This window comes from Synechococcus sp. SynAce01 (assembly GCF_001885215.1).
GTDB lineage: Bacteria > Cyanobacteriota > Cyanobacteriia > PCC-6307 > Cyanobiaceae > Regnicoccus > Regnicoccus frigidus.
Map to the genome: position 1 here is coordinate 2,622,372 of NZ_CP018091.1, position 24,701 is coordinate 2,647,072.

At 64.0% G+C, this 24,701-nt stretch carries 31 protein-coding genes and 1 riboswitch; of the genes, 22 read left to right on the plus strand and 9 right to left on the minus strand.

Translation table 11 applies throughout. The features are described 5' to 3' along the window. Positions 1–67: 67 nt before the first annotated feature. The 3 genes from BM449_RS13615 to BM449_RS13625 all read right to left on the minus strand — a co-directional run bounded on the left by BM449_RS13615 (position 68) and on the right by BM449_RS13625 (position 1,746). Positions 68–370, minus strand: coding sequence for a hypothetical protein (locus tag BM449_RS13615; RefSeq protein WP_071801673.1), 303 nt, complete (start codon positions 368–370; stop codon positions 68–70). Further along, positions 370–729: a DUF1232 domain-containing protein gene (locus BM449_RS13620; RefSeq protein ID WP_071801674.1), complete on the minus strand. Its 360-nt coding sequence runs from the start codon at positions 727–729 to the stop codon at positions 370–372. The genes BM449_RS13615 and BM449_RS13620 overlap by 1 nt, the downstream gene beginning before the upstream one ends. 87 nt (positions 730–816) lie before the next feature. Further along, positions 817–1,746, minus strand: coding sequence for a sigma-70 family RNA polymerase sigma factor (locus BM449_RS13625; protein ID WP_071801675.1), 930 nt, complete (start codon positions 1,744–1,746; stop codon positions 817–819). A gap of 191 nt (positions 1,747–1,937) precedes the next feature. Here BM449_RS13625 and BM449_RS13630 point away from each other — a divergent pair, with 191 nt between their 5' ends. Next, positions 1,938–2,531 carry a DUF2214 family protein gene (locus BM449_RS13630; protein ID WP_083544572.1) on the plus strand — a complete coding sequence of 198 codons (594 nt, stop codon included), beginning with the start codon at positions 1,938–1,940 and terminating at the stop codon, positions 2,529–2,531. Between the two features lie 155 nt (positions 2,532–2,686). Then, entirely contained in the window at positions 2,687–3,373 is a 687-nt protein-coding gene (locus tag BM449_RS13635; protein WP_071801676.1) for a peptidase, read from the plus strand. On the opposite strand, the gene hisIE is transcribed toward BM449_RS13635, so the two are convergent. After that, positions 3,358–4,044 carry a bifunctional phosphoribosyl-AMP cyclohydrolase/phosphoribosyl-ATP diphosphatase HisIE gene (hisIE, locus tag BM449_RS13640; protein ID WP_071802310.1) on the minus strand — a complete coding sequence of 229 codons (687 nt, stop codon included), beginning with the start codon at positions 4,042–4,044 and terminating at the stop codon, positions 3,358–3,360. The two genes, BM449_RS13635 and hisIE, sit on opposite strands and share 16 nt — an antisense overlap. An 81-nt stretch (positions 4,045–4,125) precedes the next feature. Between hisIE and BM449_RS13645 the strand changes: the two genes are divergently transcribed. The 5 genes from BM449_RS13645 to BM449_RS13665 all read left to right on the plus strand — a co-directional run bounded on the left by BM449_RS13645 (position 4,126) and on the right by BM449_RS13665 (position 8,673). Continuing rightward, on the plus strand, positions 4,126–4,611 hold the full coding sequence (locus tag BM449_RS13645) for a 6-carboxytetrahydropterin synthase (RefSeq protein ID WP_071801677.1): 486 nt from the start codon (positions 4,126–4,128) through the stop codon (positions 4,609–4,611). Continuing rightward, positions 4,611–5,585: a permease gene (locus BM449_RS13650; RefSeq protein WP_071801678.1), complete on the plus strand. Its 975-nt coding sequence runs from the start codon at positions 4,611–4,613 to the stop codon at positions 5,583–5,585. Before BM449_RS13645 ends, BM449_RS13650 begins: the two co-directional genes overlap by 1 nt. Before the next feature lie 66 nt (positions 5,586–5,651). Continuing rightward, on the plus strand, positions 5,652–6,605 hold the full coding sequence (locus BM449_RS13655) for an IS1595 family transposase (protein ID WP_071799713.1): 954 nt from the start codon (positions 5,652–5,654) through the stop codon (positions 6,603–6,605). Between the two features lie 12 nt (positions 6,606–6,617). Next, positions 6,618–7,307: a TIGR03943 family protein gene (locus BM449_RS13660; protein ID WP_071801679.1), complete on the plus strand. Its 690-nt coding sequence runs from the start codon at positions 6,618–6,620 to the stop codon at positions 7,305–7,307. Between the two features lie 10 nt (positions 7,308–7,317). Beyond that, a complete protein-coding gene (locus BM449_RS13665) occupies positions 7,318–8,673 on the plus strand; it encodes a hypothetical protein (RefSeq protein WP_071801680.1) in 1,356 nt (451 codons plus the stop codon). Between the two features lie 3 nt (positions 8,674–8,676). On the opposite strand, the gene BM449_RS13670 is transcribed toward BM449_RS13665, so the two are convergent. The 3 genes from BM449_RS13670 to BM449_RS13680 are packed head-to-tail and all read right to left on the minus strand — an operon-like array spanning position 8,677 to position 11,269. Beyond that, positions 8,677–9,507, minus strand: coding sequence for a metal ABC transporter permease (locus tag BM449_RS13670; RefSeq protein ID WP_071801681.1), 831 nt, complete (start codon positions 9,505–9,507; stop codon positions 8,677–8,679). Beyond that, positions 9,507–10,286, minus strand: a complete 780-nt coding sequence (locus BM449_RS13675) for a metal ABC transporter ATP-binding protein (RefSeq protein ID WP_071801682.1) — start codon at positions 10,284–10,286, stop codon at positions 9,507–9,509. Before BM449_RS13675 ends, BM449_RS13670 begins: the two co-directional genes overlap by 1 nt. 32 nt (positions 10,287–10,318) lie before the next feature. Then, positions 10,319–11,269: a zinc ABC transporter substrate-binding protein gene (locus BM449_RS13680; protein WP_233830811.1), complete on the minus strand. Its 951-nt coding sequence runs from the start codon at positions 11,267–11,269 to the stop codon at positions 10,319–10,321. 171 nt (positions 11,270–11,440) lie between these two features. Here BM449_RS13680 and BM449_RS13685 point away from each other — a divergent pair, with 171 nt between their 5' ends. Then, entirely contained in the window at positions 11,441–11,866 is a 426-nt protein-coding gene (locus BM449_RS13685) for a transcriptional repressor (RefSeq protein ID WP_071802312.1), read from the plus strand. Between the two features lie 84 nt (positions 11,867–11,950). Here the strand turns inward: BM449_RS13685 and BM449_RS13690 are convergent, their stop codons facing one another. Beyond that, the gene (locus BM449_RS13690; RefSeq protein WP_071801683.1) at positions 11,951–12,616 is read right to left on the minus strand and encodes a Fe2+-dependent dioxygenase; all 666 of its coding nucleotides are present in this window, start codon (positions 12,614–12,616) and stop codon (positions 11,951–11,953) included. 191 nt (positions 12,617–12,807) lie between these two features. Here BM449_RS13690 and BM449_RS15100 point away from each other — a divergent pair, with 191 nt between their 5' ends. The 6 genes from BM449_RS15100 (at position 12,808) to BM449_RS13720 (ending at position 17,921) form a co-directional block, all read left to right on the plus strand. Beyond that, positions 12,808–13,068: a hypothetical protein gene (locus BM449_RS15100; protein WP_071801684.1), complete on the plus strand. Its 261-nt coding sequence runs from the start codon at positions 12,808–12,810 to the stop codon at positions 13,066–13,068. A gap of 157 nt (positions 13,069–13,225) precedes the next feature. Next, positions 13,226–14,836 (plus strand): iron uptake porin, encoded by a 1,611-nt coding sequence (locus BM449_RS13700; RefSeq protein ID WP_071801685.1) that lies wholly within the window; start codon positions 13,226–13,228, stop codon positions 14,834–14,836. A gap of 74 nt (positions 14,837–14,910) precedes the next feature. Further along, positions 14,911–15,060, plus strand: a riboswitch (cobalamin riboswitch). Positions 15,061–15,120: 60 nt separating this feature from the next. Next, on the plus strand, positions 15,121–15,840 hold the full coding sequence (locus BM449_RS13705) for an energy-coupling factor ABC transporter permease (RefSeq protein WP_071801686.1): 720 nt from the start codon (positions 15,121–15,123) through the stop codon (positions 15,838–15,840). Between the two features lie 4 nt (positions 15,841–15,844). Continuing rightward, positions 15,845–16,204, plus strand: a complete 360-nt coding sequence (locus tag BM449_RS13710; protein WP_071801687.1) for an energy-coupling factor ABC transporter substrate-binding protein — start codon at positions 15,845–15,847, stop codon at positions 16,202–16,204. Further along, positions 16,201–17,001 carry a cobalt ECF transporter T component CbiQ gene (gene cbiQ / locus BM449_RS13715; RefSeq protein WP_071801688.1) on the plus strand — a complete coding sequence of 267 codons (801 nt, stop codon included), beginning with the start codon at positions 16,201–16,203 and terminating at the stop codon, positions 16,999–17,001. Before BM449_RS13710 ends, cbiQ begins: the two co-directional genes overlap by 4 nt. Positions 17,002–17,012: 11 nt before the next feature. Beyond that, on the plus strand, positions 17,013–17,921 hold the full coding sequence (locus BM449_RS13720) for an ABC transporter ATP-binding protein (protein WP_233830813.1): 909 nt from the start codon (positions 17,013–17,015) through the stop codon (positions 17,919–17,921). Positions 17,922–17,961: 40 nt separating this feature from the next. Here BM449_RS13720 and BM449_RS15105 read toward each other — a convergent pair whose 3' ends face one another. Next, on the minus strand, positions 17,962–18,135 hold the full coding sequence (locus BM449_RS15105; RefSeq protein ID WP_162922887.1) for a hypothetical protein: 174 nt from the start codon (positions 18,133–18,135) through the stop codon (positions 17,962–17,964). Positions 18,136–18,270: 135 nt separating this feature from the next. Here BM449_RS15105 and BM449_RS15540 point away from each other — a divergent pair, with 135 nt between their 5' ends. The 8 genes from BM449_RS15540 (at position 18,271) to BM449_RS15545 (ending at position 24,589) form a co-directional block, all read left to right on the plus strand. Beyond that, entirely contained in the window at positions 18,271–18,396 is a 126-nt protein-coding gene (locus tag BM449_RS15540; RefSeq protein ID WP_255448148.1) for a hypothetical protein, read from the plus strand. Next, positions 18,393–18,932 (plus strand): DoxX family protein, encoded by a 540-nt coding sequence (locus tag BM449_RS13725; RefSeq protein WP_083544575.1) that lies wholly within the window; start codon positions 18,393–18,395, stop codon positions 18,930–18,932. The genes BM449_RS15540 and BM449_RS13725 overlap by 4 nt, the downstream gene beginning before the upstream one ends. Positions 18,933–19,021: 89 nt before the next feature. Continuing rightward, a complete protein-coding gene (locus tag BM449_RS13730) occupies positions 19,022–20,155 on the plus strand; it encodes a GTP-binding protein (protein ID WP_071801690.1) in 1,134 nt (377 codons plus the stop codon). A gap of 235 nt (positions 20,156–20,390) precedes the next feature. Continuing rightward, positions 20,391–21,014 carry a HupE/UreJ family protein gene (locus BM449_RS13735; protein ID WP_071801691.1) on the plus strand — a complete coding sequence of 208 codons (624 nt, stop codon included), beginning with the start codon at positions 20,391–20,393 and terminating at the stop codon, positions 21,012–21,014. A gap of 76 nt (positions 21,015–21,090) precedes the next feature. Beyond that, positions 21,091–21,243: a hypothetical protein gene (locus BM449_RS15110; protein ID WP_162922888.1), complete on the plus strand. Its 153-nt coding sequence runs from the start codon at positions 21,091–21,093 to the stop codon at positions 21,241–21,243. A gap of 247 nt (positions 21,244–21,490) precedes the next feature. Next, a complete protein-coding gene (locus BM449_RS13740; protein WP_071801692.1) occupies positions 21,491–22,558 on the plus strand; it encodes an extracellular solute-binding protein in 1,068 nt (355 codons plus the stop codon). 107 nt (positions 22,559–22,665) lie between these two features. Beyond that, positions 22,666–24,252: an iron ABC transporter permease gene (locus tag BM449_RS13745; protein ID WP_120352867.1), complete on the plus strand. Its 1,587-nt coding sequence runs from the start codon at positions 22,666–22,668 to the stop codon at positions 24,250–24,252. Positions 24,253–24,454: 202 nt separating this feature from the next. Next, positions 24,455–24,589 carry a hypothetical protein gene (locus BM449_RS15545; protein ID WP_257785592.1) on the plus strand — a complete coding sequence of 45 codons (135 nt, stop codon included), beginning with the start codon at positions 24,455–24,457 and terminating at the stop codon, positions 24,587–24,589. Positions 24,590–24,701: the final 112 nt, after the last annotated feature.

The following is a 24,701-nucleotide window of genomic DNA, read 5'->3' on the forward strand; positions in this document are numbered from 1 at the left end:
TGGGCTTCGGGCGTGATCGCATGCTCATTGCGGCGTCATCAGGGCCTCTCACTCTGCCTCTAAAGGCCTAACTTTTCTGTCCTTCACGGATCTCGTTGAGCAACGCGTCGAGATCGAGATCCAGCTGGGCGAGGGGATCAACGGCCTCCTCGCTCTGCCACTGGGTCTCGATGGCGCAGAGCCGTTCAGCCACGGCGCCCAAGCCCGCCTCAACGTGCAGACGCTGCAGCTCCTCAAGCAGCGCCGGCATCTTGATCGACTCAGCCCGCAGGGCCCTGCGCAGATCGGATTGGGTACGGCCGGAATGGCGCAACCAATCTTTCAAAAACACCTGCAGGGAATCGAGCTGTTCAGGACTCAGCGTCGCCATTACCGGGAAGGAGGGAACCAGCGATCCAGCTTGCGCCTTGCCCGTTGGCGGATGTCCGGGGTGAGGTGGCTGCCGGTCATGCCGAGCAGGGCCGTGATCGCCACCAGGTCGTCACTGAAGCCGGCCACGGGGATGAAATCGGGGATCAGATCGAGCGGCAGCAGCAGGTAGGTCAACGCTGCCATCACCGTGATCCGCACCTGGGGAGGGGTGTTGCCATCCAGCAGCAGCTCCAGGCATTCGAGAGCAGGCAGGGCGATGGCGCGGCCGGCGCGGCGCAGCAATCGCTGCAGCACACCCTCATCAACGACGCTGCTCTCGAGCACCTCGGTGTCAACGGTGGTTTCGGTTGAGGCCATGGGTCTATCCACAGCAATGAACTTAGCCATCATCCTTGCCCCGGACAAGACGGGCAAGTTCGGTTTTTATCCAGCGACGGTCGGTGATCATCCCCTGGCTGCTTCCACCAGGCCACTTTGCAGGCCGATCCGGCGCATCTTGCGCAGGGCCCGCTGCACCACCTGGCGGCCATACTCGCGGCTGCAGCCGAGTTGTTCCGCCACTTCCGCCAGGGTTCGCCACTGGTGCCCCTGATCGAGTCCGAAGCGCAACAGCACCACGGCGCGCTCACGCTCGCTGAGATCGGAGCGATCCAACAACTCCCAGGCCACCGCGTGGCGTTCACTGACTTCGGCTTGCTCCAGAGGTGACGGCTGGGTGCTGGGCAACACATCCAATAACTCTGAAGGGTCTGCCTTGGCGCTTACCGCCCCCTGCAGGCTGACGGTGACCGTACGCAGTTCGCAGGCCAGTAGATCTTCGAGCTGGTCAAGCGGAAGCGTGAGCTTGGCCGCCAACTGGTCGTGACTGGGGGAGGTGCCGTTCGCTTGCATCAACTCGGCCCTGGCCGCCCGCAGCCGCGTGAGCTTCTCGTTCACATTGACGGGAATCCGGATGGTTCGGCTCTGGGTGGAGAGGGCCCGGTTCAGCCCCTGACGAATCCACCAATAGGCATAGGTGCTGAAGCGATGACCACGGGTGGGATCATATTTTTCAACGGCCCGGCACAGGCCGATCGTGCCTTCTTGAATCAGATCGAGCAGATCAAGGCCCTTGCCCTGATAGCGCTTGGCCAGATTGACGACGAGACGCAAGTTTCCGACCACCATCTGGTCCTTGGCCCTGGTGCCGTTGCGGATGTGGCGACGCTCCAGGTCGGAGTACAGGCAAGCTGTTCCTGTGCCACCGGAAAGCCTGCAGCGTTCGGTGAGGGCCACCATGCTCTGCACTTTTCGGCCCAGGGTGAGTTCCTGAACCGGGGTGAGCAATGGATGGCGACCGATCTCAGCGAGATAGGAACTGAGTGAACTGGACATGGAACTCTCAGCAGCTTGGCTGATTCAAATTACGGTGCTTTTGGGCCAGTCCATCTAGCCCCTACGAATCAACAGGTTGGCTACTGATTTTGTTCCAAAATCATTAGTTTTTATACCGAGTTGAAGCGCCATCGCGGCCTGCGCTCGTGTCAGCCCAGGGGGCCGCTACCGTCGGCGAAATGGCACCCGCGATGAGCGCTCTCGACGCCTTTCCTGCCCAGATCCTCTCTGGCTTTCTGCAGCAAGGACTTTCTCTGCCCGCACTTTCACTGCCTGGTCTCTCCCTGCCAGGCCTCTCCCTGCCTGGGTTCGTGTTTCCCAGCGGCGTGCTGCCCAGTGCGGCGGTGGCCTACGTCCACTACCTCAGTTTCATGGTCTGCTTCGGCGCGCTCGTGCTGGAGCGCCGCCTGATCAAGGCCGACCCGGCCAGGGGGGAAGCGATCCTGATGGTGGTCACCGACGTGGTGTACGGCATCGCTGCCTTGGCGGTGCTGGTCAGCGGCATCCTGCGGGTGCTGCATTACGGCCAGGGCAGCAGCTTCTATACGGAAAATCCCCTGTTCTGGTGGAAGGTGGGCGTCTACCTGGCTGTCGGCGCCCTCTCCCTGTATCCCACGATCACCTACATCCTCTGGGCGATTCCGCTGCGCAAGGGTGATCTGCCCCAAGTGAGCGAAGCCCTGGCCACGCGCCTGCGCTGGGTGCTGAATATCGAATTGGCTGGCTTCGCCACCATCCCCTTGCTCGCCACCTTGATGGCCAGGGGCGTCGGTCTGCCCGGCTGAAGGTGGTGGATCGAAGCGCCGTTTGTTTGAGGGCCATCACGCTGCTGGGAATTGGTCTGGGCCTGCCTTTGCCAGCTCTGGCGAGCGATCGCTGCCCGCCTGCGCAAGCCAGCCGGCCGTGGCAAGAGCCTGCCACCAGCCCAGCAGCCAGCCCAATGGCCCACCCAGCGGCCAGCTCAGAGGGGCAGGCGGCAGGCGAGGTGGCGCCTGATTCCGGCGACTACCGCCAAGCCCTCGATCCTTCTGTCGCCGGCTGGCCCGTGCTGGCCCATTGGTGCGTCTGGGTGGAGCCGACCAGCCTGGAAGGTCCGGGCGCTCGCTTTGAGCAGCGCTGGCTGACGGCCGTGGAATCGGCCCTGGGGCAATGGCAGGGTCACCTGCCGCTGCAGCGGGTCAACGATCCAGCCCGGGCGCAGGTGTTCGTTCGCCGCCGCCGCCCCCCGCTGATCTCCCTGGAACCAGGCCAGAGACGCGCCAGCCATGGCCGGGCCAGCCTGACCCTGCAAGAGACTGAACGCCAGGGGGTCTGGCGCCTTGAGCCGCGCGTAGAGGTGTTGATCAGCCCGGATCAGCGCCGCGAAGCCACTGAAGCCACGGCCCTGCATGAGCTCGGCCATGCCTTCGGGCTCTGGGGCCATAGCCCCGAGGCCAGCGACGCGATGGCTGCGGTGCCAGGCGCCGTGCCGGTGCTGCAGCTCACGGCCCGTGATCTGGCCACCCTGCGCTGGCTCTATGCCCAACCCAGTCGCTTCGGTGTGCTACAGCCCCTGAATGAGCTTGAGATTGGGCCCGGCAAAAAGAGATCTCCTGAAACGTCTGCCGCTGGTCAGGACGGCTCCTGAGTGCGCCTTGGCGCTCCTCGCCGGGCCGCCAGCACCTCCTGCACCCGCCGCCAGGGGACGCCGTGGTGGGCCAGGGCCACCTGCAGGTGAAAGATCAGATCGGCCGCTTCGCCGGCAATGGCAGCGGCATCGTCGTCCTTGCAGGCCATCACGAACTCAGCGCTCTCCTCGCCGATCTTCTTGAGGATGCTGTTGTCACCGCCTTCCAGCAGCTTGTTGGTATAGCTGCCGGGTTCGGGATGGTCGCGGCGCCCATTGATCACCCGCGCCAGTTCGCTGCAGGCATCGGCCGGCGGCTGGGCACCAGCGTTCAGGCGTTCTGCGCTGATGCCTGTTGCTGTCAATCCATCTGCGAAGAAGCAGCTGCGGGCGCCGGTGTGGCAGGCCACGTCTCCGCGTTGCTCGATGCTCAGCAGCAACACATCGGCGTCACAGTCGTAGCGGAGGCCGCGCAGGGTCTGGATATGGCCGCTTGTGGCACCCTTGTGCCAGAGCTCCTGACGCGAGCGGCTCCAGTAGTGCACCTCGCCAGTGGCCAGGGTCTGCTCGATCGCTTCGGCGTTCATCCAGGCCAGCATCAGCACGGCCCCGTCGAGCCAGTCCTGGGCGATGGCGGGAATCAGACCCGCCGCGTTAAAACGCAGTACCCCAATCAGCTCAGGCCATGGCAGGGAGCCAGCGGCGGTGCGGCGGGGCTGAAATGATGCCTCCAAGGCCTGCAGTGTCGAGTGGCTGCGATCCTCCCCCATCCCATGACGGCAGCACCAGCGGCGGCCTACAGCTGCTCCAAACAGTTCAGCGGCTACCCCTGCTGCCACCGCCAGTGGCGCCACAGCGGCCACTGCCGTTTCGTGCACGGCTACAGCCGCAGCTTCACCTTCTGGTTCCGGGCCCACCAACGCGATGCCAACGGCTTCGTGGTTGATTTCTCCGGCTTGCAGGCCCTCGAAGCCCAGCTCGCCAAGCAGTTCGATCACACCTTTCTTGTCAATGCCGACGACCCATTGCTGGAGCAGTGGCGCGAGCTCGAGGCCCAGGGCGGCCTGGATCTGCGCGTGATGGCCAACGTGGGCATGGAGGCCAGCGCCGAGCTGGTCTGGGGCTGGGCCAATGCCCTGTTGCAGAACCAGGAATCCGGCCGGGCCTGCTGCTGGAAGGCCGAAGCCCGCGAGAACGAGAAGAACGCGGCCTGCTTCGAGGCGATTCCCGCCTGGTTCCAGCTGCGGGCCGACAGCTGATGGGTCTGCAGCGTCTGGCCACCACCTGGGCCCTGTTCCAGGCCTTGCTCGTTGAAGCGATGCCGTTTCTGCTGATCGGTGTGGCGATCGCCACCTTGGCGCGCTGGCTGAGCCCTGGCGGTCGCTGGGTGCGGAAGCTGCCAAGCCAACCGCTGCTCGGGCCGCTCAGCGGCGCTGCCCTCGGTTTCGCCCTGCCGGCCTGCGAATGCGGCAATGTGCCGGTGGCCCGGCGGCTGCTGGCCTCCGGTGCGCCCCTGGGCGCGGCGCTGGGGTTCCTGTTCGCCGCTCCGGTGCTCAACCCGATTGTGCTGGCCAGCACCTGGGCCGCCTTCCCGGATAAGCCCTGGTTGTTGCTGGCCCGGCCCCTGGGCGCCGTGGTGGTGGCCGTGGCGCTGGCCACCCTGCTGGGCCAACGCTCCGAAGCCCTGCTGCTCACCCCGGAGCTGCTGGAAGAACGGCGTCTGAGCCAACCGCTCAGCCAGGTTTCGCTGCTGGATCGCCGCAGCGGATTGATCGGCAGCCAGCCGCCGACGCCGCTGCCGGCCGACGTGCCGGTGCGACGACAGCCGCTGGCGGAGGTGCTGGGCCACGGCAGCTCGGAATTTCTTGGCCTGGCCCTGCTGCTGGTGTTCGGCTGCCTGATCGCGGCATTGGTCCAAACCGTGCTGCCGCGCAGCTGGCTGCTGGCCGTGGGAGGGGCACCAACCCTCTCGATCCTCAGCTTGATGCTGCTGAGCCTGGTCGTGTCGGTGTGCTCGAGCGTGGATGCCTTCCTGGCCTTGGGGTTCGCCGCCCAGGTCACACCCGGTGCCCTGCTGGCCTTCCTGCTGCTGGGGCCGGTGATCGACCTCAAGCTGATCGGCCTGTTCGGCGTCTTGCTGCGCCCGCGCGCCATCCTGCTCACGGCAGCAGGAGCAGGTCTGGTGGTGCTGTTGATTGGCCAATGGGCGAATCTGATCCTGTTACTTGATTAGGCAGCAAGCTCCGCAGGCAGCCCTTTTGGGACCTAGGCTGGTACGCATATACCAGTCGTCACTGCCATGGCTATGAATCGGATCCAGTTCCAGGCCAGCCTGTCGCTGCCCCAGTTTATTGAGCTCTACGGAACCGAGCAAAAATGTGAAGTTGCCCTGGAACAGGCGCGCTGGCCTGATGGTTTCCGTTGCCCACGTTGTGAGGGCAAGGAGTACGGGCTCATCATTGGCAGGCGCCACAAGCGCTATCAGTGCCGGAGCTGTCGTCATCAAGCCACCCTCACGGCCGGTACCATCTTGGAGGCAACAAAGTTACCTCTGACCACCTGGTTCCTTGCCTTCTACCTCGTCGGCCAAGCCAAGACAGGAATCTCCTCACTAGCTCTGAGGCGTCATCTCGGTGTGAACTACCGAACGGCATGGTTGCTTCAGAACAAGATCATGCAGGCAATGAAAGAACGTGATGGCGCCTATGTCCTCAGAGGAAGGGTGCAGGTGGATGATGCCTACCTTGGCGGAGAACGCTGTGGTGGCAAGCCTGGTCGTGGATCGGAGAACAAGGTGCCGGTCGTGGCAGCCGTCTCTGTCGATGAGGCGGGCCACCCCCGGTATATAAAACTTGCCACCGTGCCCACGTTCTCTTTTGCCGCTATTGCTGATTGGGCCCAAGATTCACTGGCGATAGGCTGTGAAGTGATCTCCGATGGGCTGGCTTGCTTTCGCGCCGTTGCAGAAGTCGGTTGCTTCCATCATCCTGTGGTCGTAAAGGGTCGTCATCCCAATGAATTACCAGAATTCCGTTGGATTAACACGGTGCTCAGCAACTTGAAAACCAGCTTCAGCGGCAGCTTCCATGCCCTTCGCTTCGAAAAGTACGCTGATCGCTACTTGGGCGCCTTCAGCTACCGCTTCAATCGGCGGTTCAATCTGGCGGCAATGACCGAGCGTGTGGTTCATGCCATCTGCAGCTGTCAAGCACGGCCGGAACGACTCCTGAGGTGTGCGGAGTTTGCTACCTAATCGAGTCCTGTTATGAGCTGGCGACCTGGCTTCAACAGCGGCCTCAAGGCCCTGAGCCTGGGGCTCTGGGGGGTGGTGCTGGTGCAGAGCGGCGCCAGTGGCCGTCTCGACCTGCTCCTGCGCGCCGTCTTCCATCCGCTGGTGTGGATCAGTGGCGGGCTGCTGCTGGCGCTGGCCGTGCTCGAACTGGTCAGCGGTCAGGAGGCGCCGCTACCACGGCGCCAGCGCCTGGGCTTTCTGGCGGGCTGCCTGGCGGCGTTGGCGGTGTTGCTGCTGCCGCCGGTGCCCTCCTTCGCCGACCTGGCCGCCAACCGCAGCCAGGACTTTCAACCGGGCCCGGGCCTTAATTTCGTTGTGCCACCGGGCCAACGCAGCCTCACCGAGTGGGTGCGCCTGCTGCGCAGCGAACCGGACCCCAAGCTGCACCAGGGCGATCCGGTCAAGATCAGCGGCTTCGTGCTACCCGTGCCGGGTGATCGCCCCCAGCTGGCGCGCCTGCTGGTGCGCTGTTGCCTGGTCGATGCGGTGCCGGTGGGCCTGCCCGTGCTCTGGCCTGCTGATCAACCCACCCCCGAAGCCGATCTGTGGTTGGCGATTGAAGGGGTGATGGAGAACGAAACCGTGGCCGGCCAGAATCGCAGTGTGGTGCGGGTGCGCCAGGTCCGCCCGATCCCCCGCCCCCAACGGCCGCTGGAACCATGAAAGGCCTGCGATGAAAGCTTTGGCCCGGAACACGGTGGCTGTGATGTTGCTGGCAGGGGTCGGCGTGGCCCTGGCCCAGCAGCAGCTGTTGGTGCGCATGCCGCCCCGCTTGCAATCCCTGCGCCAGGCGGCGGCCAGCTCAGGACCCGCGGCGCTGAGTCTGGAGTTCAGCCGGCCGATGGAGCGCTCCTCGGTGGCAGCCGGCAGCAGCCTGAACCCGCCGATCCCCTTCAGCCTGCAGGGCCAGTCCAACCCCCTGTTGCTGTTGCCGCAGGCAGGCGAGCGGATCGATGGCCCGCTGGTGCTGGAACTGACCGGTCGCGATCGCCGCGGGCTCGCCCTCGCTGGTGGCCGCTGGCGCTGGGATCCCCGCCCCCACCTGCTCGCGGTGGTGCCGGTGAACGGCGGCGAACAGGTACAGGTGCGCCAGCACGATGGCGCCTGGACCCCGCTCACCCCGGTCTGGCCGTCGATCCCGGAGCTCGAACCCATGGCCGACGGTGGCGGCCTTGGCCTTGTCAGCCGCGATCTGGAGGCCAATCACCAGGTCTGGCGGCTGCCGATCAGCCAGGAAAACCTGGTGGCGCTGCCTGGAAGCCTCCAGCCGGTGGGAGCCGGAACCTTACAGCCCTTCGGCGGGCCGCCCCTGCGCTTTGCCCAGCTCAGCAGCAACCGCCTGGGCGAACTGCTGGTGCAGGCAGCGCCCCGGCAGCCCGGCAACGACCAGCTGGTGCTCTGGGAACGCGGCGGCGGCCGCTCCATTCTCGAAATCGAAAGCAGCGGGCCGGTGGCCCTGCTCCCCCAGGGCGGCGAGCTGATCGTGCCGGAGCAGGAAGGCCTGGCCCTGCGCACCCTGCCGCCCCGGCCGATCCAGCGGCAGGTGCTGCCCGGCAGCCGCGATCTCAGCAGTTTCTGTCCGGTGGCCGGCCGCGCCCTGTTGGTGCGCCACTGGCCCGATTTCCGGCGTTCACTGGAACTGGTGGAACCCGGCCAGGCGCCCCGCTCGCTCTGGCTGGGCAGCGAAGGGCTGGTGGCTAGCGCCTGCTCGCGCAGTGGCGAGCGGGTCTGGGCGCTGTTGATTGAAGGGGTCGGCCAACCCAGGCTCACGCTGCTGGCCCTCAACCGCGCGGGCCAGGTGCTGCAGCGACGCCCCCTGGAGGGCTGGGAGCTGGAGCCGGGCACCGGGCTCGACTACGACCCCACCGGCGACCGCCTGCTGCTGGCCCTGCGGCCCCTGCTCCCCATCGGCGTTGCTGGCAGGAGCGCAGCTCCCCAGGCCCAGGCCGCCCTGATCGATGCCACCAGCCTGGAGCTCACCTTGCTCGGCAAGCCGGTGAGGCAGGTGCGCTGGCTGGTGGCGGGCTGATCCCTAACCGATCGCCCCCTGGCGCGGTGCCAGGGTCAGGGCACCCAGGAAGCCCAGCAACTGCACAATCACCACACAGGGCCCGGACGGCAGGTTCAAGGCCCCCGAGAGCAGCAGGCCCAGCACCGCGCAGAGGGCCCCGAGGCCCGAGGCCAGCAGCACGTAGGAATTGAAGTGGCTGCTCACCAACCGGGAGGCACAGGCGGGGATCACCACAAACGCACTGATCAGCAGCACCCCCACGGCCTTGATCGAGATCGCCACCACCAGGGCCAACAAAAGAATGAACAGCAGACGATGAACGGGAACGGCCACCCCACGCGAGAGGGCGAGCGATTCATCGATGGTGAGCAGGATCTGGTCGCGGCGGGTGAGGGCCAGATAGGCCAGGGCCGTGAGCAGCAGGGCCGAGATCAGGCCCAGATCCAGCCAGGACACACCGAGGATGTCGCCGAATAGCAGGCTCTGGATGTTGCCCTGGTAGGTGCGCACGAAGCTGAGGGCCACCACCGCCACCGACAACGACGAGGAATAGACGATGTTGAGCAGGGCATCGGTGGGCAGGCGGCTGCGCTCCACCAACCGACTCACCAACAGGGCGAAGATCACCGCAAAGGGGATCAACACCAGGGTGGGATTGAGCCCCAGCAGGATGCCGATAGTGATGCCCAGCAACGACGAGTGGCCCAGGGCATCGCTAAAGAAGGAGAGCTGGCGCAACACGGCAAAACTGCCCAGCAGGCCGCCGAGGGCGCCGGTGAGCAGGCCACCGAGGAGGGCCCGCTGCATGAACGGCAACTGCAGCAGCTCCAGGAAGGGGGCGGCTTCGCTCATCAGGAGGATGGGTTGGCGTGGCGATGGTGGTACGGAACGAAACCCCGGCCGTAGACACGCTCCAGCTGGGAGGGGCTGAGGGCGTGATCGGGCGGCCCGGAGCAGCAAAGGCGGCGGTTGAGGCAGAGCACGCCATCGCAGGTCCGGCGCACCATCTCCAGGTCATGGGATACCTGCAGGACAGTCCAGCCCTCGCTGCGGCGCAGGTCGAACAGCAGGCCATAGAACTGCTCGGCCATCTGGCTGTCGAGGCCGGCCTGGGCCTCATCGAGCACCAACAGGCGGCGGGGGCGCACCACGCAAAACGCGAGCAGCACCCGTTTGGTCTGGCCGCCGGAGAGCTCGCTGATCAGGCGATCGGCCAGGTCGCTGCAGTGGGTTTTGGCCAGGGCCCGGCGAACGGCCGCTCGCCGGGCCTCGCCTCCAACCCAGTTGAACCGAATCCCGGCCGGATCCCAGCCCAGGCCCACGAATTCAGCCACGCTGAGTGGGCAGCGGTTGCGCACACCGAAGCTCTGGGGCAGGTAGGCCACCTGGTCGCGCACCAAAGAGGGCAGCTGACCTTTGCGCCCGAGCCGCCGGCCCAGCAGCCGCACCTCGCCGCTCCTGTGGGGAAGGATGCCGAGCAGGGCCTGCACCAGGCTACTTTTGCCGGCACCGTTGGGACCGATCAGGGCGGTATCGCTCTCGGCCGCCAAATCAAAGCTGACGTTCTCCACTGCCACGGCGCCCTCCCGGCAGACCGTCAGCCCGCTGACTTCGAGAACCATTTCCGCCATCAGCCCAGCCTACCCAGTGTTCTGACTCCAGATCAGGGCGCGAAGGCCGCCGCCAGGGCCTTGCCGTTGCGGCGCATCTGGCTGAGGTAGTAGCCAGGCTTGCCGGCCTCGGCCGGGCCGGTTTCAAGCGGATCAAACACGCCGATCTTCACGCCCAGATCGGCGGCGAGGGCATTGAAGGATTGGCGCCCCTCCTGGGGCTCGCTGAGCAGGGTCTTGAGCTCGGTCTGCTCGACCAACTGGCTGACGCGCTGCAGGTCGGCCGGGGTGGGATTCAGCTCGGGAGACTCCACCACAAAGGCGACCTTGAGCTGGTAGCGCTCGGCGAAGTAGGGGGCGAAATCGTGATAGGCCACGAAGGTTTTGCCAGCAAACGGTTTGAGCTGGCTGGCCAACTCGGCATTGAGGGAGCGGAGTTCATCGACGAAGGCAGCGGCATTGGCGCTGAACTGCTCGGCGCAGTCGGGCTTCGCGGCGATCAGGCCATCGCGGATGGTGTCCACCTGCTGGACGGCGCGGAGGGGATCGAGCCAGACGTGGGGATTGATCGGACCGTGATCGTGGCCGTGATCGTGGCCGTCGGCATGGTCGGGGTCTTTGGCGTCTTTTTCAGTGTTCTCCAGGGTGGGGATGCCGGCGCTGGAGTCGATCACCTGGAGGCCGCTGTTGTCGGCGTTGACGATCAGCTTGTCGAGGAAGGTTTCCAGGCCCAGGCCGTTCTTGACGAGCACGTCGGCCTTCTGCAGCCGCACCAGATCACCGGGGGTGGCCTGGAAATCGTGGGGGCTGACCGTGGTTGGCATCAGGGCCTCCACCGTGGCGCAGGTGCCGGCCACAGCTTTGGTGAATTCAGTGATCGGCAGGAAGGTGGTGACCACATGGAGGGCGGCATCGCTGGAGGGCGCAGGCCCAGACGCATCGCTGCCACAGGAAGCCAGCAGGACGGCGGCCAGCAGGGCCATCGGGCGGAGCGGTGCGTTCAAAGGAGTGACCAGAACAAACGGATCGGGCCGCCAGAATCGACCAGCGGCGATTTGAGAATGGTACTCATTCAGGAAGCTATGCAGGCCGGCTTTGGCCAATCAGCCCCTGGCGAGCGGCGACAAGCGAAGCTCACTCCATAGGATCGCGTGGTGTTCTCAGTGCCCTTCGCCATGGCCGCCCAGGTCGCCGATCCAGCGGTCCGCCAAGGTCAGCTCAACCCCAAACAGACCCATCTGCTGGAGCAACTGCAACAGGCCAGCGAGGAACTCACGGGCCAGGAGCTCCATGCTCGCCTGCGCGGAACCCCCCACGGCATGGGTCTGGCCACCGTGTATCGCCACCTGCGCACCCTGCAGCAACGCGGCCTGGTGCGCTGCCGCCATCTGCCCAGCGGCGAAGCCCTGTTCGCTCCCACCGAACGGGATGAGCACCATCTCACCTGCGTCGATTGCGGCAGCACGGTGGTGCTGCAGAGCTGCCCGATGCACGAGGCCCACCTGAGTGCCAGCCAGCTGGGTGGCTTCCAGCTCCTGTTCCACACCCTCGAATTCTTCGGGCTCTGCGCCGGCTGTCAGGAGCGCCAAAACTCGGCTTAAGCCCAAGACTCGGCTGAAGCCCAAGACTCGCCCTCAGCCCAGACCAGCAGCCAAACCAGTTTCTTGATCGATGCCCGGCCCGCTTCAGTCGCCCCAGATCCGCAGCAGGTTGCTGTAGCTGCGGCTGATCAGGTCGAAGGCCTCCCCCTTGCCCTGCTGGCTGAACAGGAGCCGCCGGGCTGTGTCGAGCTCAAACAGAAGTTCCCGTTGCTCGGCGCTGCGGATGCGGCTCTGGATCCAGCCCACGCAGACCAGCCGATCGCCATCGCTCACGGGCTCCACCCGGTGCAGCAGGGTGCTCGGGTAGACGATCAAATCGCCGGCAGGGAGCCGAAAGGTCTCCTCACCATGGGGAAACTCCAGCACCAGTTCGCCGTCGCTATAGGCATCAGGCTCCGATAGAAACAAGGTGAAGGAGAGATCGGATCGCCCCTCCGCCATGTAGGCGTTATCCACGTGGCGGCCATAGCCCTCACCGGGGCCTGAGCGGCAAAAGCGCAAGCTGTGGATCCGCGCCGGCAGGGCGGCTGAGGCCAGCAGGGGATGGCCCTGCAAGGCCTGATGCACCAGCGGCAGCAGGCTTTGATGCAAGGCCGAACCCCGCGGCAACTGGCGGTTGTGCTTCACGGTTCGGGCATGCCAGCCGGCGCTGTCTTGGCCCGGGCGCCAGTCGGCCTCGGGAGCGAGCAGACGACGGCACCAACCGGCGAGCTGGTCGGCTGGCAGCAGCGAGTCGATCTGGAAACGCATCGGAGCAGAAACAAAGGGATGGGGGCGCTGCAGCGGGCGGGCGGGCTGGAGTGGGGCTGGCTGGCGCGGGCCTCGTAACAAAAAGCACCCGGGCGGGTGACCGTTCCAACCCAGCGCTTCAACCCACCGCTTCTGCGACCCACGGCTGCTGAGGCCCATTCAGAATCTCTCTCACACGATTCGGATCGACCATGTCACGACCCAGCATCGCCCTCTTTCTTGCCGCCAGCGGACTGATCGCCGGCGTGGCGGGCTGCGGCATGGTCCCTGGATTGAACGAGCAACGGATGCCCTGGGACAGGGAATCGCGGCGCGATAACGACGACAGGGATGACAACGAAGACCAACAAAGGGAAGGCCGTGAATGGGGCGAAGACAGGGAAGGCGGCGAGGGTGGCGAAGGAGGAGAGGGAGGCGAAGGCGGTGAAGGAGGAGAAGGCGACGACGACTGAAGAGCTCCAGCTCCCTTAGCCGGCGGCCCAACTGCTCAAAGACCACAAACCAGGCCCTTTGCCATCGCAACGCGAACGATTATCATTCTTACCAAGATCCGAGCTGGCTTCGCCACCCGGATGTTGCGCAAACCGTCCGTCCGCCCTCCAGCCGCCCATGTTCACCCGCCTGATCGCCCCTGCAGCCCTGGGTCTGCTCTCCCCTTTGGCCCCCATCCACGCCCCGGCCACGGCTGCTCCCGCCACAGTCCCAGCCACCGTTCAGGCCACCGCGATCAACCTCGCCGCAATCGACGCCTACGCCGCCTCAGCGCGATCAGGCCTGGAGCAGGTCACCAGCATCACCCAGTTCTCCGATGTGCAACCCACCGAGTGGGCCTATCAGGCCCTCTCCAGCCTGGTGGAGCGCTACGGCTGCGTGGCGGGTTATCCCGATGGCACCTTCCGTGGCAAGCGCTCGCTCAGCCGCTGGGAAGCCGCTGCCCTCCTCAACGCCTGCCTGGATCGGATCACCGAGGTGACCGATGAGCTGCGCAGGCTGATGAAGGAGTTTGAAACCGAACTGGCCGTGCTCAAGGGCCGGGTCGATGGCCTGGAGGCCAAAGTCGGCGAGCTGGAGGCCAGCCAGTTCTCCACCACCACCAAGCTCAGCGGCCTGGCCACCTTTGTGGTGGGGGCCAACGCCTTCAGCGGCAGCGCCAATGCCGAGGTGGACTCCGCCCGCGCCCAGGTGGGGGCCACCACCTTCAGCTACGACCTGCAGCTCAGCCTTGACACCAGCTTCACCGGCAAGGACCTGCTGCGCTCGATCCTGCGGGCCGGCAACTTCAGCGATTCGGTCTTCGGTGGCGCCGGACCAACCGGCGGCATCGCCGGCTTGGAAGTGGCCTTCCAGGAAGACTCCGGCCCCAATTCCGTGGGCATCGACAAGCTCTACTACCAGACACCACTCGGCGCCGGCTTCACCGCCACCGTTGGCGGCCGCGTTGGCCAGGAAGACATGCTCGCCCTTTGGCCCAGCGTCTATCCAGCTGACACCGTCTTGAACGTGCTCACCCTCAACGGGGCACCGGTGGCCTACAACAAAAACCTCGGTGCCGGTGCCGGCCTCTGGTGGCAGTCCAACGGCTTCAGTGTCAGCGCCAACTACGTGGCGGCCAACGGCAACCTCGGCAATCCCAGTGAGGGTGGCATCGGCACCAACGCCTCCGCCGGCACCGGCACCGTTCAGATCGGTTACGGCGCCGAGCAGTGGGGCCTCGCCGCGATCTATTCCTACCTACAGGCCGGCGTCGATGTGCCTGGCGCCACGCCTTTCACCGCAGCAGCCCTGGTGGAGAACCCCGCCAGTCGCACCAATGCCGTTGGCCTCAGTGGTTACTGGCAACCGGCCAACTCCGGCTGGATTCCCTCGATCAGCGCTGGCTGGGGGATCAACACCACCTCCTACGACAGCGATCAGAGTGATGGTGCGTTGACCACCAGTCAGTCGTGGATGGTGGGGCTGCAGTGGAGCGATGCCTTCTTTAAGGGCAATGCCCTCGGCATGGCCGTGGGACAACCGGTGTTTGCCACCGCCCTGCAGGGCGGCGAGACCCCCAACGACGGCAATTTCGCTTGGGAGTGGTGGTACAAGGTTCAAGTCACCGACAACATTTCGGTGACCCCAGCGCTCTTCTACCTCAGCCGCCCTTTGGGTCAGGACACACCCTCGGGTGAGAGCTTCCGCCAGCTTGGCGGGCTCGTGAAAACCACCTTCCAGTTTTGATCGCCCGGTCTTAACTATGAAATTGGTCTGGCAACGATCGATCAACCTTCGTGGCCGCCCGTTCCACCAACCTTCATAATCAGATTCGAAACGGTTTCAGCGGGGAACAGCCGCTGAAGGCAACAGGGAAAGTGCCGTTCGAATCGGCCGCTGTCCCGCAACTGTGATTTGGCTTGTTTTCAAGTCGATAAGTCAGGATTCCTGCCGTTTTGCACAATCCAACCGTCTAACCTGCGAGGCACAGTGTGACGACTTTCAAGGCTAAGTCGGCCAGTCTTTTTGGCATGGCAGCACTCAGTGCCGCCATTGTTTTGCTTTCTCCAGCACCTGCCCAGGCGATGCACATCGCTGAGGGGTTTTTGCCTTTTTCTTGGGCCGTCTTCTGGTGGCTGGTGTCCCTGCCATTCCTGCTGATAGGGATGCGCTCGATGGCTCGAATCACCCGTGAGCATCCCGAATTGAAGCTGCTGCTGGCGCTGGCCGGCGCCTTCACCTTCGTGCTCTCCGCCCTGAAGCTGCCCTCGGTGACAGGCAGTTGCTCCCACCCCACCGGAACAGGGCTGGGGGCGATCTTGTTCGGTCCCTGGGTGATGACCGTGCTCGGATCCGTCGTGCTGCTGTTTCAGGCGTTGTTGCTGGCCCATGGCGGCCTTACCACCCTGGGCGCCAACATGTTTTCGATGGCGATCGTTGGTCCGCTGGTGGCCTGGCTGGTGTTCCGCAGCCTCAATTCAACCGGCAACACACGCCTGGCCGTCTTCGCAGCGGCGGCCCTGGCTGATCTCGCCACCTATGTGGTCACCGCCGGCCAGCTGGCCCTGGCCTTTCCCGCTGCCAGTGGTGGATTCAGCGCCTCATTCCTGAAGTTCGGCAGTATTTTCGCGATCACCCAGCTGCCCCTTGCGATCACCGAAGGTCTGCTCACAGTGCTGGTCTGGAACTGGCTGCAGAACTACGGCCAACGCGAACTGACCACCCTCCAACAGCTCGCCCAGAAGGCCTGAAACCATGACAAACCCCAAACCCCAACAACGGGCGCAGCACAACTGGCTGCTGGTGGCCGGCGTGCTGGCCCTGACGATCTTTCCTTTGCTGTTCGTTCGCGGTGAGTATGCCGGCTCTGATGGCCAGGGTCAGGAGGCGATCGAAACGCTTCAGCCCAACTATGAAGCCTGGTTTGAGCCCCTCGTCGAGCTGCCCAGCTCGGAGATCGAGAGCCTGCTCTTTTCCAGCCAGGCAGCCCTGGGAGCCGGTGTGATCGGCTACGTGATCGGTCTCTATCGGGGCCGCAGCGAAGGCAGGAACCAGACCGATTCGGTCTCCAAGTCCACGTGCTCCAAGCCAAAGGATGAGCCTTCGGCTCTATGAGCCACGTCCTCGATGCCCTGGCCCACGGCAATCGCCTCAGGGGGTTGCCACCGGGCCAGAAGTTGGCCTTTTCGGGGATCCTGCTCGCGCTGGCCTTGGTAGCTCCAGCCCCGATCCAGCTGCTGCTCACGTTGTGGGTTGGCGTCTGGATCGTGGGCCATGCCGCCATTCCAGCGCGCCTCTACCTGCCGATCCTGCTGCTGCCCCTTGGTTTTGCCGTGGCCAGCCTGCCGGCCCTGCTGCTTGGCCTGGTGGGAAGCGAGAACTTCGCCAGCGTCCAGGCCGACGTCTGGCAAGGCCTGGGCCATCCGCTGGGGGGCTGGACCTTGTATGTCAGCAAGCTTGGAATCAACCAGGCCTCGTTGCTGCTGACCCGTTCGCTTGCGGCCACCAGTGCGATGCTCTTCCTGCTGCTGACCACGCCGATCCACGAGCTGATCGGGGTACTGCGCAAGCTGCGTTGGCCGCCGCTGCTGCTGGAGTTGATGGTTTATGTCTATGGCTTCATCTTCACGTTGATGGCCATTGTTGAAGACATCCACGTGGCCCAACAGGCCCGTTCGGGCTACATCAGCTGGAAACGATCTCTACACAGCTTCGCTCTGCTGATCGGTCAATTGCTCGAGCGTTCCTTGAACTCCTATCGCTCCTTGTCCATGGGCCTGGCCGCCCGGGGCTTCCGCTCCGAGTTGCGCGTGATCAGCGGTCAAAGCTTTCGTCGCTCCCGGAGCCTGGAAGCGGAGGCTGTTGCTGGAATCCTGCTGCTCAGTGGCCTCAGCCTTGCGCTGCAACCATGAGAGCAGCAGCCGTGAGAGCCGCCAAGCCATCGAGTGAAACTCCATTGCTGGAGTTCGATGCCGTGGATTATCAGTATTCCTGTTCTCTGGCGCCATCCATTCGGCAGTTGAGCCTGCGCATTCCCGAGGGGGCCCGCTGTGGCTTGATTGGCGAAAACGGCTGCGGCAAAACCACCCTGTTCCTGCTTGCCAATGGCCTGCTGCGGCCCCAACACGGCCGGATTCGCTGGCGCGGCGAACCGATTGCCTATCAGCGCCAGGCACTCGCCCAGCTGAGGCAACGGGTGGGGCTGGTGTTCCAAAACCCCGAGCACCAGCTCGTGGCCACCAGCGTGGCCGAAGACCTCTCCTACGGGCTGGTCAACCTGGGCATGGACGACAACGAAATTCTCTGGCGGGTTAAGCAGGCCATCGTCCACTTCGATCTCGAAGCGCTGGTGGATCGGCCGGTGCACGGGCTCAGCCTGGGCGAGAAAAAGCAACTCTCGCTGGCCGACGTGATGATGCTGGAACCTGAGCTGTTACTGCTCGATGAACCCACCGCCTACCTCAGCCCCGGCCATTGCCGCGAGCTATTGCTTCAGCTCCAACGCATCCACGCAGCAGGAACAGCGATCGTGGTGGCCAGCCATGACCTTGATTTTCTTGATGGCTGGGCCGAATGGCTGTTCGTGATGGATCGCGGCGAACTCGTGCTGGAGGGCCCCCCGGCCGAGGTGTTTGCCCAGAGACAACACCTCGAAGCGCTGAACCTGGGGATTCCACCCCGCCTAGCCCTGCTGAAACGCTGGCGTGAGCTGGCCCAGCGGCACTTGAAGCTGCCGCCAGTGGAGCTTGAGGCGCTGGAGCGATTACTGCGTGAGCCGGAACAATCTGATTGCAACCAACAACCCGCCCAAACCCCTGGACTGGGGGATTGAAACCCTCACCGCATCGACTCCCCGCTACGAAACGATGGGCTCAAAGGCGGCAGCCGAACTGGATGTCGCCCTGATCGAGCAGGCGGCCGAGGCGCAGGGCTGCGGCCTCCTCCACCCGCGAAAAGCTGGCTTGCTGGGCAACCACCCAGTCGAGCTCGGCGGGGGTGATCACACCGCTGGACACAGACTCAAGAAACAGCTCTCCGACGGTCATGGAAATGGTTGCGGAATGTAAACATTCTGCCGCACCGGTGGCCCGGCTGCGGGCTAAGCCGTTGCAGCAGCTTGAAACGTCAGACTCACATTTCTTAATCAGATCAGCCATGCTGGGTGAAGTTGATCGCCAACCATGACCACCCTCACCTTGCTGGAAGTGTTCCTTGGCTTCCTCACCGCCGCGATGGCGCTGTGGGCCGTGACCCTCTCCGCCCCAACCCAAGCCTCCCCTCCCTCCCTGGAGAGCATCACCCGATGAACTCCTTTTTGAACCGCTATTTCCTCAAGGAAGGCTGGCGAGCCAGTGCTGGCCTGCTGATCCTCCGCCTGGCGATCGGCACGATGATGATCCACCACGGTTACGAGAAGCTGGCTGATCCCGCCAACTTCGCGGCGGCCTATGTGGAGCCACTGCACCTGCCCTTTCCAATCCTGATGGCCAACGTGGCCGGCCTCTCTGAGGTGATCGGCTCCTGGTTCTTGATCCTCGGCTTCCTCTCGCCCATCGGCGCCCTGGCCCTGGTGGGCACGATGTCTGTGGCGGGATACCACCACATCCTCACCAGTGGCTTCAACATCTATCTGATGGAGCTGGTGGTGCTCTATTTCGGAGGCAGCCTGGCGATCCTGCTGATGGGCCCCGGCCGCATCTCCTTCGATGCCGGCATCGTTACTGGCCTTCTGCAAACCGATGTAGAGCAGGAGTCATTCTTTTCTTCCACCACCGGCCAGCCCATCCCAGTCGAAGTGTCTGATCGGCAAGCAGCCAGCAGGCCAACCGCCGGGCGGCGCTGATCCACGCCAAGGGGCGGCTCCAGGGCATCAGGCTGGTTTCAAGGCGTCAGACTGTGCGCAGAACCAGGCCTTGGGCCGTCCTCCCCTCCATGACCAGCACCACCACGGCATCAACTGCTCCAGCCCCTGATCGCACCGACGCGCTGGTTACGGGCCTGCCGGTGACCATCCTCACCGGTTTCCTTGGGGCTGGTAAAACCACCTTGCTCATCCACATCCTCAGTAATCAGGAGGGGATCAAAACCGCCGTTCTGGTCAATGAGTTTGGCGAAATCGGCATCGACAACGATCTGATCATCTCCACTGGCGACGACACGGTGGAGCTGAGCAATGGCTGCATCTGTTGCTCGATCAATGGCGAGCTGCTTGAGGCCGTTGAACGGATCCTTCAGCGCCCTGACCCCGTCGATTATCTGGTTGTTGAAACCACAGGCCTGGCTGACCCCTTACCGGTTGCCATGACCTTCCTGGGAAGTGAGCTGCGTGACAGCACCCGACTCGATTCGATCATCACTTTGATCGATGCCGAGAATTTTGATGCCGAGCTGGTGAACAGTGAGGTGGGTCGGGCCCAGATCGTCTACGGCGACATCCTCTTGCTGAACAAAGGAGATCTGGTCGAGGAAGAGCGCTTGCTGGCGTTGGAGCAGCAGCTTCTCGAGATCAAGCCGGAAGCTCGGATCCTGCGTTCGATCAAGGGGGCAGTTCCGCTGCCCTTGCTCCTCAGCGTTGGGTTGTTCGAATCCGACCGGATGGCGGAGGAGCAAGCCGCCGAAGCCGCGCACGATCACAGCCACGACGAGCATCACGGCCATGACCATGGGCATCACCATGATCACGGGCATGACCACGGCCATAACCACGAATCCAGCCACGCTGCAGAAGACCCCGCAGAACACCCGTCAGACCATCTGGCGATCGAAGGCTTCACGTCGCTGTCGTTTGCAGCAGAAGGCCCCTTTGGCTTGCGCAAATTTCAGAATTTTCTCGACAATCAACTGCCGCCCGGGGTGTTTCGCGCCAAAGGCATCCTCTGGTTCAAGGAAAGTGAGCGGCGCCATGTGTTCCACCTGGCCGGTAAGCGTTTCTCGATCGACGACAGCGACTGGCCTGGTGAGCGCAAGAACCAGTTGGTGCTGATCGGCAAAAACCTCGACCACGCCAAATTGCGTGAGCAGCTGCGGGCGTGTGTTTCCAAGGACGCCGGCAAGGGATTCGGCTGATCAGCCCCCATACTTGCCATGCAGTGGTTCCCCGGATTCAGCCTGGGGAGGCAACGAGGAAAGTCCGGTGCGGGTCAATCTCCCCAGGGGGATGACCACTCCAGTCCGGCACTGTCCCGCAGCTGTGATGGACCCGGTCAAAAGCTTCGGCCTTGAATCCTGTCCTCAGTCAGAACGCTCGCCCTGTTTCGCCCCTTTTCCATCCCATCGCCGGCGCGGACCGGTCGTACCCACCATGCCAACACCTTCCTTCCTGTCTCCCTCTGGCCGGCAACTCGGCCTGGCAGCCTGCGCCGGCCTGGGGCTGAGTCTGATCGGGGCCGTACCTGCCTCCGCCCACTCCATCGCTGGCGCCGGTTTGGCAACGGGCTTCAGCCATCCGCTGCTGGGGCTTGATCACCTGCTGCTGCTGGTCGGGGTCGGGGCTTCGGCCTCCTTCATCAGCTCAACGCTGTTGCTCTATGCCCTGGCAGGCGCTGCGTTGGGCTCCCTGTTCGGCCTCAGCGGTGGCCAGCTGCCCCTGGCGGAACTGGTCGCGGCCCTGGCTGTCTCGCTGCTCGGTCTGCTGATCCTGCGCAGCCGCCGCCAGGCCGGCGCCCCGCCCGCCACCCTCTACGGGCTGGTGGTGATGGGTTCAGTCGCCGTTCACGCCATGCTGCATGGCCATGAAGCCAGTGGAGCCAACAGCTGGTGGCTGGGTGCTTTCCTGGCCTCAACCCTGGTGGTTGGCGTCAGTTATGGGGTGCTGCGCAAGCTCGGCACAGTCTGGACCCTGCGGCTCGCTGGACTGCTCAGCCTCGCTGGCGGGGTCCTCGCCCTGGCCCAGATCGAGGCCTTGCGGGCCGTCGGTGCCGGTTAACCGGCCTCGGTTGGCAACGATTGGAACAAATTTGCCGCCGATCCTGGCTATTCTTTGGAGACTAAACGCCGGAGACATGGCTGAACTTCTGCTCTTGACCGGCGTCTTCGCCCTGTTTGGCCTCGCCCTGTGGCTCACCACCGACTCCGATGACGACAACTCCGGAGGTGGTCTGATGCAGCCTTCTCTTGTTCCGATCCCGATCCGCTCCTCCAATCGCACCCGCTGAGCGCTTAGCCATCACTTCCCCCGATCTTTGGATCGGGGTTTTTTTATGGGAGCTTGGGCCGCGCCTCCCTTGAAATCACAGGCGGACCATCAGCCGTAGCAAAAGCTACGTTCAGCTGCCCTAATTGATCGGCCCGTTGCTTATGGGGTTCCCTAACTTCAGCCAATTGACGCCTGAGCCGAAGCCGGCGTCTGAATCTGAGGATGCAGGTCCCCAGCATCCCTACTAATGCACATCTAACTCACCCATGCCCACCCACGTTGACCAGTCCAAGACAAAGCATCGCGGCCTCTCCGCCCTGCTGGTGGCTGCGACAGTCGGAGCCCTTGGAATCGCCACGATCGCTTGCACCCCATCGGAAGACTCGCAGCAGACGAAGGAGGTGAATGTCTACTCCGGACGGCACTACAACACGGACAAAGAGCTTTACAAACAGTTCACCGAAGAGACCGGCATCAAGGTGAATCTGCTGGAAGCCAAGGACGACGAATTGCTGGCGCGGCTCAAGACCGAGGGAAACAACAGCCCGGCCGATGTGCTGGTGCTGGTCGATGCGGCCCGGCTGCAGCGGGCCCAGGATGACAACCTGTTTCAGCCGATCGACTCCGAAGCCCTGAACCGCGACGTGCCCGCCGAGTTGCGTGATCCCAAGGGGAACTGGTTCGCCCTGACCCGCCGGGCTCGGGTGATCATGGTCAACCCTGACGTGGTGAACCCTGATCAGGTCACCAGTTACGCCGATTTGACCAATCCCGCTTTGAAGGGCAAGCTCTGCCTGCGCAACAGGGCCAGTGTCTACAACCAATCGCTGGTGGCTGATGTGCTGGTTCAAGAAGGCGAGGCCGACACCGCGCAATGGGTGAAGGGAATGGTGGCCAACGTGACTCAGCCACTCTTCACCAGCGACACGCCGATGCTGCGCGCCCTCGGCAATGGTGAGTGCGGCGTCACGGTGGCCAACCAGTACTACCTGGCCCGCATGCTCTCACCCGAGGCCCCTGCCAACGATCGCGACCCCGCCGCCAACATTCGCGTCGTCTTTCCCAATCCCACCCACGTCAACGTCACCGCAGCCGGTGTCACCAGCAGCTCCAAGAATCCCAAGGCGGCCACCATGCTGATCGAGTTTCTGGCCTCACCTAGCACAGGCAAGGGCTACGCCTCGGCAAACAACGAATACCCACTCACAGGGTTCGGTGACAACCCAATCCTCAACAACTGGGGAAGCTTCACAGCCTCGAAGGTCAGCGTTGAGCAGTTGGCCAACGCGAACAAGCAGGCCACCGAATTGATGGCCGAAAACGGCTGGAAGTAAGCCAGCCGCCCATCCCAACTCCCCTCGCGAGGAATCCACCTGTTACCCACTCCGCGTCGATGACAGCCTCCCCCCTCTCGCAGCCGGCGCTGATCGCCCGCCGGTCCATGCCAGGCGGGAGGCTCAGCATCGTGATCGTCGTTTTGGCGATCTGTCTACTGGCCCTGGTGCCGCTCCTCGCCCTGCTGCGTGATGGCTTCGCCGGCGGGGCCGAGGGGGTGGGGCTCGGCTTCGACGGTCCAGCTCAGATCGTCGGAACTCTGCAACTGGTGGTGGGCGAGGGGATTCTCGGGGCCGTGCTGGGCACCGCCACCGGCTGGCTCACCGCCGCCTGCAGCTTTCCGGGCCGCCGGATCCTGCGCATCGCCCAGCTGATCCCATTGGCCTTTCCCGCCTACCTGCTTGCCGCCAGCCTTATCGACTGGGGCAGCCACCACGGCCTGCGCGTTCATGGCGTCGGTTGGGCCCTGATCTTGCTGACGTTGACCACGTACAGCTACGTGTTCCTACTGAGCACGGAAAGTTTTTCGATCAGTGGCAAGGCCCTGCTCGAAGCCAGCCGCAGTCTGGGGGTGGGGCCATGGCGCAGTTTCTGGCGGGTTGCCCTGCCGATTGCCCTGCCCTCGATCGGAGCCGGTGTGGCCCTGAGCGCGATGGAGGTGGTCAATGACCTTGGTGCGGTGCGCTTGCTGGGAGTTCCGACGCTCTCAGCCGGTATTTTCGATCGCTGGCAGGTGGATGGCGATCCAGGGGGCGCGGCCCTGCTCTCGCTGATCGCCTTGGCGATCGTGCTGTTGCTGGTGTTCGCCGAGCGGACCCTGCGTCGCCGCAGTCGGCGCTGGAATCTGGCGGAAGGCAGCAGCTCCAGGCACATCTGGGAACTGGTGGGTTGGCGTGCCTTAGCTGCCCAGTTGATCACCGCCCTGCCGCCAATCGCCACCTTGACCATTCCGATCCTCTGGGTCGCCGAAGGCTGGCAGGGAATGGGGAACGAGCCCATCCAAGACCTGCTTCCCCTCGCCGGCCGCAGTCTGGGCCTGGCCCTTCAGGCCACAGTGATCACCGCGTTCGCGGCCCTGTTACTGGCGATCATCAGGCGCTGGAGTCCCCAGAACCTGGTGCGCCAGCTCAGTTTTGTCGCGGGCATGGGCTACGCGGTGCCTGGCAGCGTGCTCGCCCTTGGCCTGATGCTGTTCGGTGGGCCGCTGGCGATCAGCCCTCTGATGCTTCTGATCTGGGGTTACGGGGTGCGCTTTTTGGCAGTGTCCAAGCAGGGACTGGATGCGGCCTTGGAGCGGCTCCCCCCAAGCATCGACGAATCGGCCACCAGCCTGGGCTGCTCCTGGTTCGGCGTGCTCAGGCGCATCCATCTGCCTCTGTTGAAGGGGCCGATGCTGGTGGGCAGCCTGCTGGTCTTCGTTGATGTGGTCAAGGAGCTGCCGTTGACCCTCTCGCTGCGCCCCTTCGACTTCGACACCCTGGCGGTGCGGGTGTTCCAGTACGCCAGCGACGAACGGGTGGGGGCGGCCATGGGCCCTGCCCTGATGATCATGGTGCTCGGCTTGGTCGCCTCCATGGCCCTGGTGCCGAGCCTGGAAAGCCTCAGCCAGGACACGCTCAAACGTCAGCCTGTCCAATCCGACCAATTCGCAGCTCAGATCTCGCCGGGATTGCCGGCCAAGGTCCACGCCTGAGCCGTGTGAAATGGGCTACCCGCCATAGTTGCCATTGATCTACACATTTGTCAGAACGTCTGGACAGTCAAACGTCTGGACAATCAGGTCAAGAGCCAACGCTAGAGGCCTCCTATTGATGGATCAATTTCACAGAGCCTCAAGAGACGATCGCAACGATCTTCAGTGCACACACCAGCTCACCAGCCTCCGCGACTGGTGCATGGAACGGTTGTCGATCCTCTCGCTCCAGCCCGACCTGGAGGATGCCCGCGCCATGACCAGGGAATACCAGGAGATGTTGATGGAAACCAGTGCCTCCTCAACACTCTGGATGCAAGTCTGGCGAAGCCGCTGAGCGCTGCCTTGGCGGCGCTGTGTATCTTTTCATACGTTCTCCACGATCAATCGCAACCTGATTGTGATGGCTTCACTTCTTAGCTTGAGAGGTGGAGACATCCAGCCCATTG

Coding starts and splice junctions, on each gene's coding strand:
- BM449_RS13650 (WP_071801678.1), top strand. CDS start 4,611: ATGGGTCTGCAGCGTCTGGCCACCACCTGGGCCCTGTTCCAGGCCTTG.
- BM449_RS15100 (WP_071801684.1), top strand. CDS start 12,808: ATGTCACGACCCAGCATCGCCCTCTTTCTTGCCGCCAGCGGACTGATC.
- BM449_RS13725 (WP_083544575.1), top strand. CDS start 18,393: ATGAACTCCTTTTTGAACCGCTATTTCCTCAAGGAAGGCTGGCGAGCC.
- BM449_RS13745 (WP_120352867.1), top strand. CDS start 22,666: ATGCCAGGCGGGAGGCTCAGCATCGTGATCGTCGTTTTGGCGATCTGT.
- cbiQ (WP_071801688.1), top strand. CDS start 16,201: ATGAGCCACGTCCTCGATGCCCTGGCCCACGGCAATCGCCTCAGGGGG.
- BM449_RS13635 (WP_071801676.1), top strand. CDS start 2,687: ATGGCCCACCCAGCGGCCAGCTCAGAGGGGCAGGCGGCAGGCGAGGTG.
- BM449_RS13630 (WP_083544572.1), top strand. CDS start 1,938: ATGAGCGCTCTCGACGCCTTTCCTGCCCAGATCCTCTCTGGCTTTCTG.
- BM449_RS13700 (WP_071801685.1), top strand. CDS start 13,226: ATGTTCACCCGCCTGATCGCCCCTGCAGCCCTGGGTCTGCTCTCCCCT.
- BM449_RS13660 (WP_071801679.1), top strand. CDS start 6,618: ATGAGCTGGCGACCTGGCTTCAACAGCGGCCTCAAGGCCCTGAGCCTG.
- BM449_RS13670 (WP_071801681.1), bottom strand. CDS start 9,507: ATGAGCGAAGCCGCCCCCTTCCTGGAGCTGCTGCAGTTGCCGTTCATG.
- BM449_RS13735 (WP_071801691.1), top strand. CDS start 20,391: ATGCCAACACCTTCCTTCCTGTCTCCCTCTGGCCGGCAACTCGGCCTG.
- BM449_RS15540 (WP_255448148.1), top strand. CDS start 18,271: ATGACCACCCTCACCTTGCTGGAAGTGTTCCTTGGCTTCCTCACCGCC.
- BM449_RS13665 (WP_071801680.1), top strand. CDS start 7,318: ATGAAAGCTTTGGCCCGGAACACGGTGGCTGTGATGTTGCTGGCAGGG.
- BM449_RS13705 (WP_071801686.1), top strand. CDS start 15,121: ATGGCAGCACTCAGTGCCGCCATTGTTTTGCTTTCTCCAGCACCTGCC.
- BM449_RS13625 (WP_071801675.1), bottom strand. CDS start 1,746: ATGTCCAGTTCACTCAGTTCCTATCTCGCTGAGATCGGTCGCCATCCA.
- BM449_RS13690 (WP_071801683.1), bottom strand. CDS start 12,616: ATGCGTTTCCAGATCGACTCGCTGCTGCCAGCCGACCAGCTCGCCGGT.
- BM449_RS13645 (WP_071801677.1), top strand. CDS start 4,126: ATGACGGCAGCACCAGCGGCGGCCTACAGCTGCTCCAAACAGTTCAGC.
- BM449_RS15545 (WP_257785592.1), top strand. CDS start 24,455: ATGGAACGGTTGTCGATCCTCTCGCTCCAGCCCGACCTGGAGGATGCC.
- BM449_RS13655 (WP_071799713.1), top strand. CDS start 5,652: ATGGCTATGAATCGGATCCAGTTCCAGGCCAGCCTGTCGCTGCCCCAG.
- BM449_RS13615 (WP_071801673.1), bottom strand. CDS start 370: ATGGCGACGCTGAGTCCTGAACAGCTCGATTCCCTGCAGGTGTTTTTG.
- BM449_RS13730 (WP_071801690.1), top strand. CDS start 19,022: ATGACCAGCACCACCACGGCATCAACTGCTCCAGCCCCTGATCGCACC.
- BM449_RS15105 (WP_162922887.1), bottom strand. CDS start 18,135: ATGACCGTCGGAGAGCTGTTTCTTGAGTCTGTGTCCAGCGGTGTGATC.
- BM449_RS13740 (WP_071801692.1), top strand. CDS start 21,491: ATGCCCACCCACGTTGACCAGTCCAAGACAAAGCATCGCGGCCTCTCC.
- BM449_RS13620 (WP_071801674.1), bottom strand. CDS start 729: ATGGCCTCAACCGAAACCACCGTTGACACCGAGGTGCTCGAGAGCAGC.
- BM449_RS15110 (WP_162922888.1), top strand. CDS start 21,091: ATGGCTGAACTTCTGCTCTTGACCGGCGTCTTCGCCCTGTTTGGCCTC.
- BM449_RS13685 (WP_071802312.1), top strand. CDS start 11,441: ATGGCCGCCCAGGTCGCCGATCCAGCGGTCCGCCAAGGTCAGCTCAAC.
- BM449_RS13675 (WP_071801682.1), bottom strand. CDS start 10,286: ATGGCGGAAATGGTTCTCGAAGTCAGCGGGCTGACGGTCTGCCGGGAG.
- BM449_RS13710 (WP_071801687.1), top strand. CDS start 15,845: ATGACAAACCCCAAACCCCAACAACGGGCGCAGCACAACTGGCTGCTG.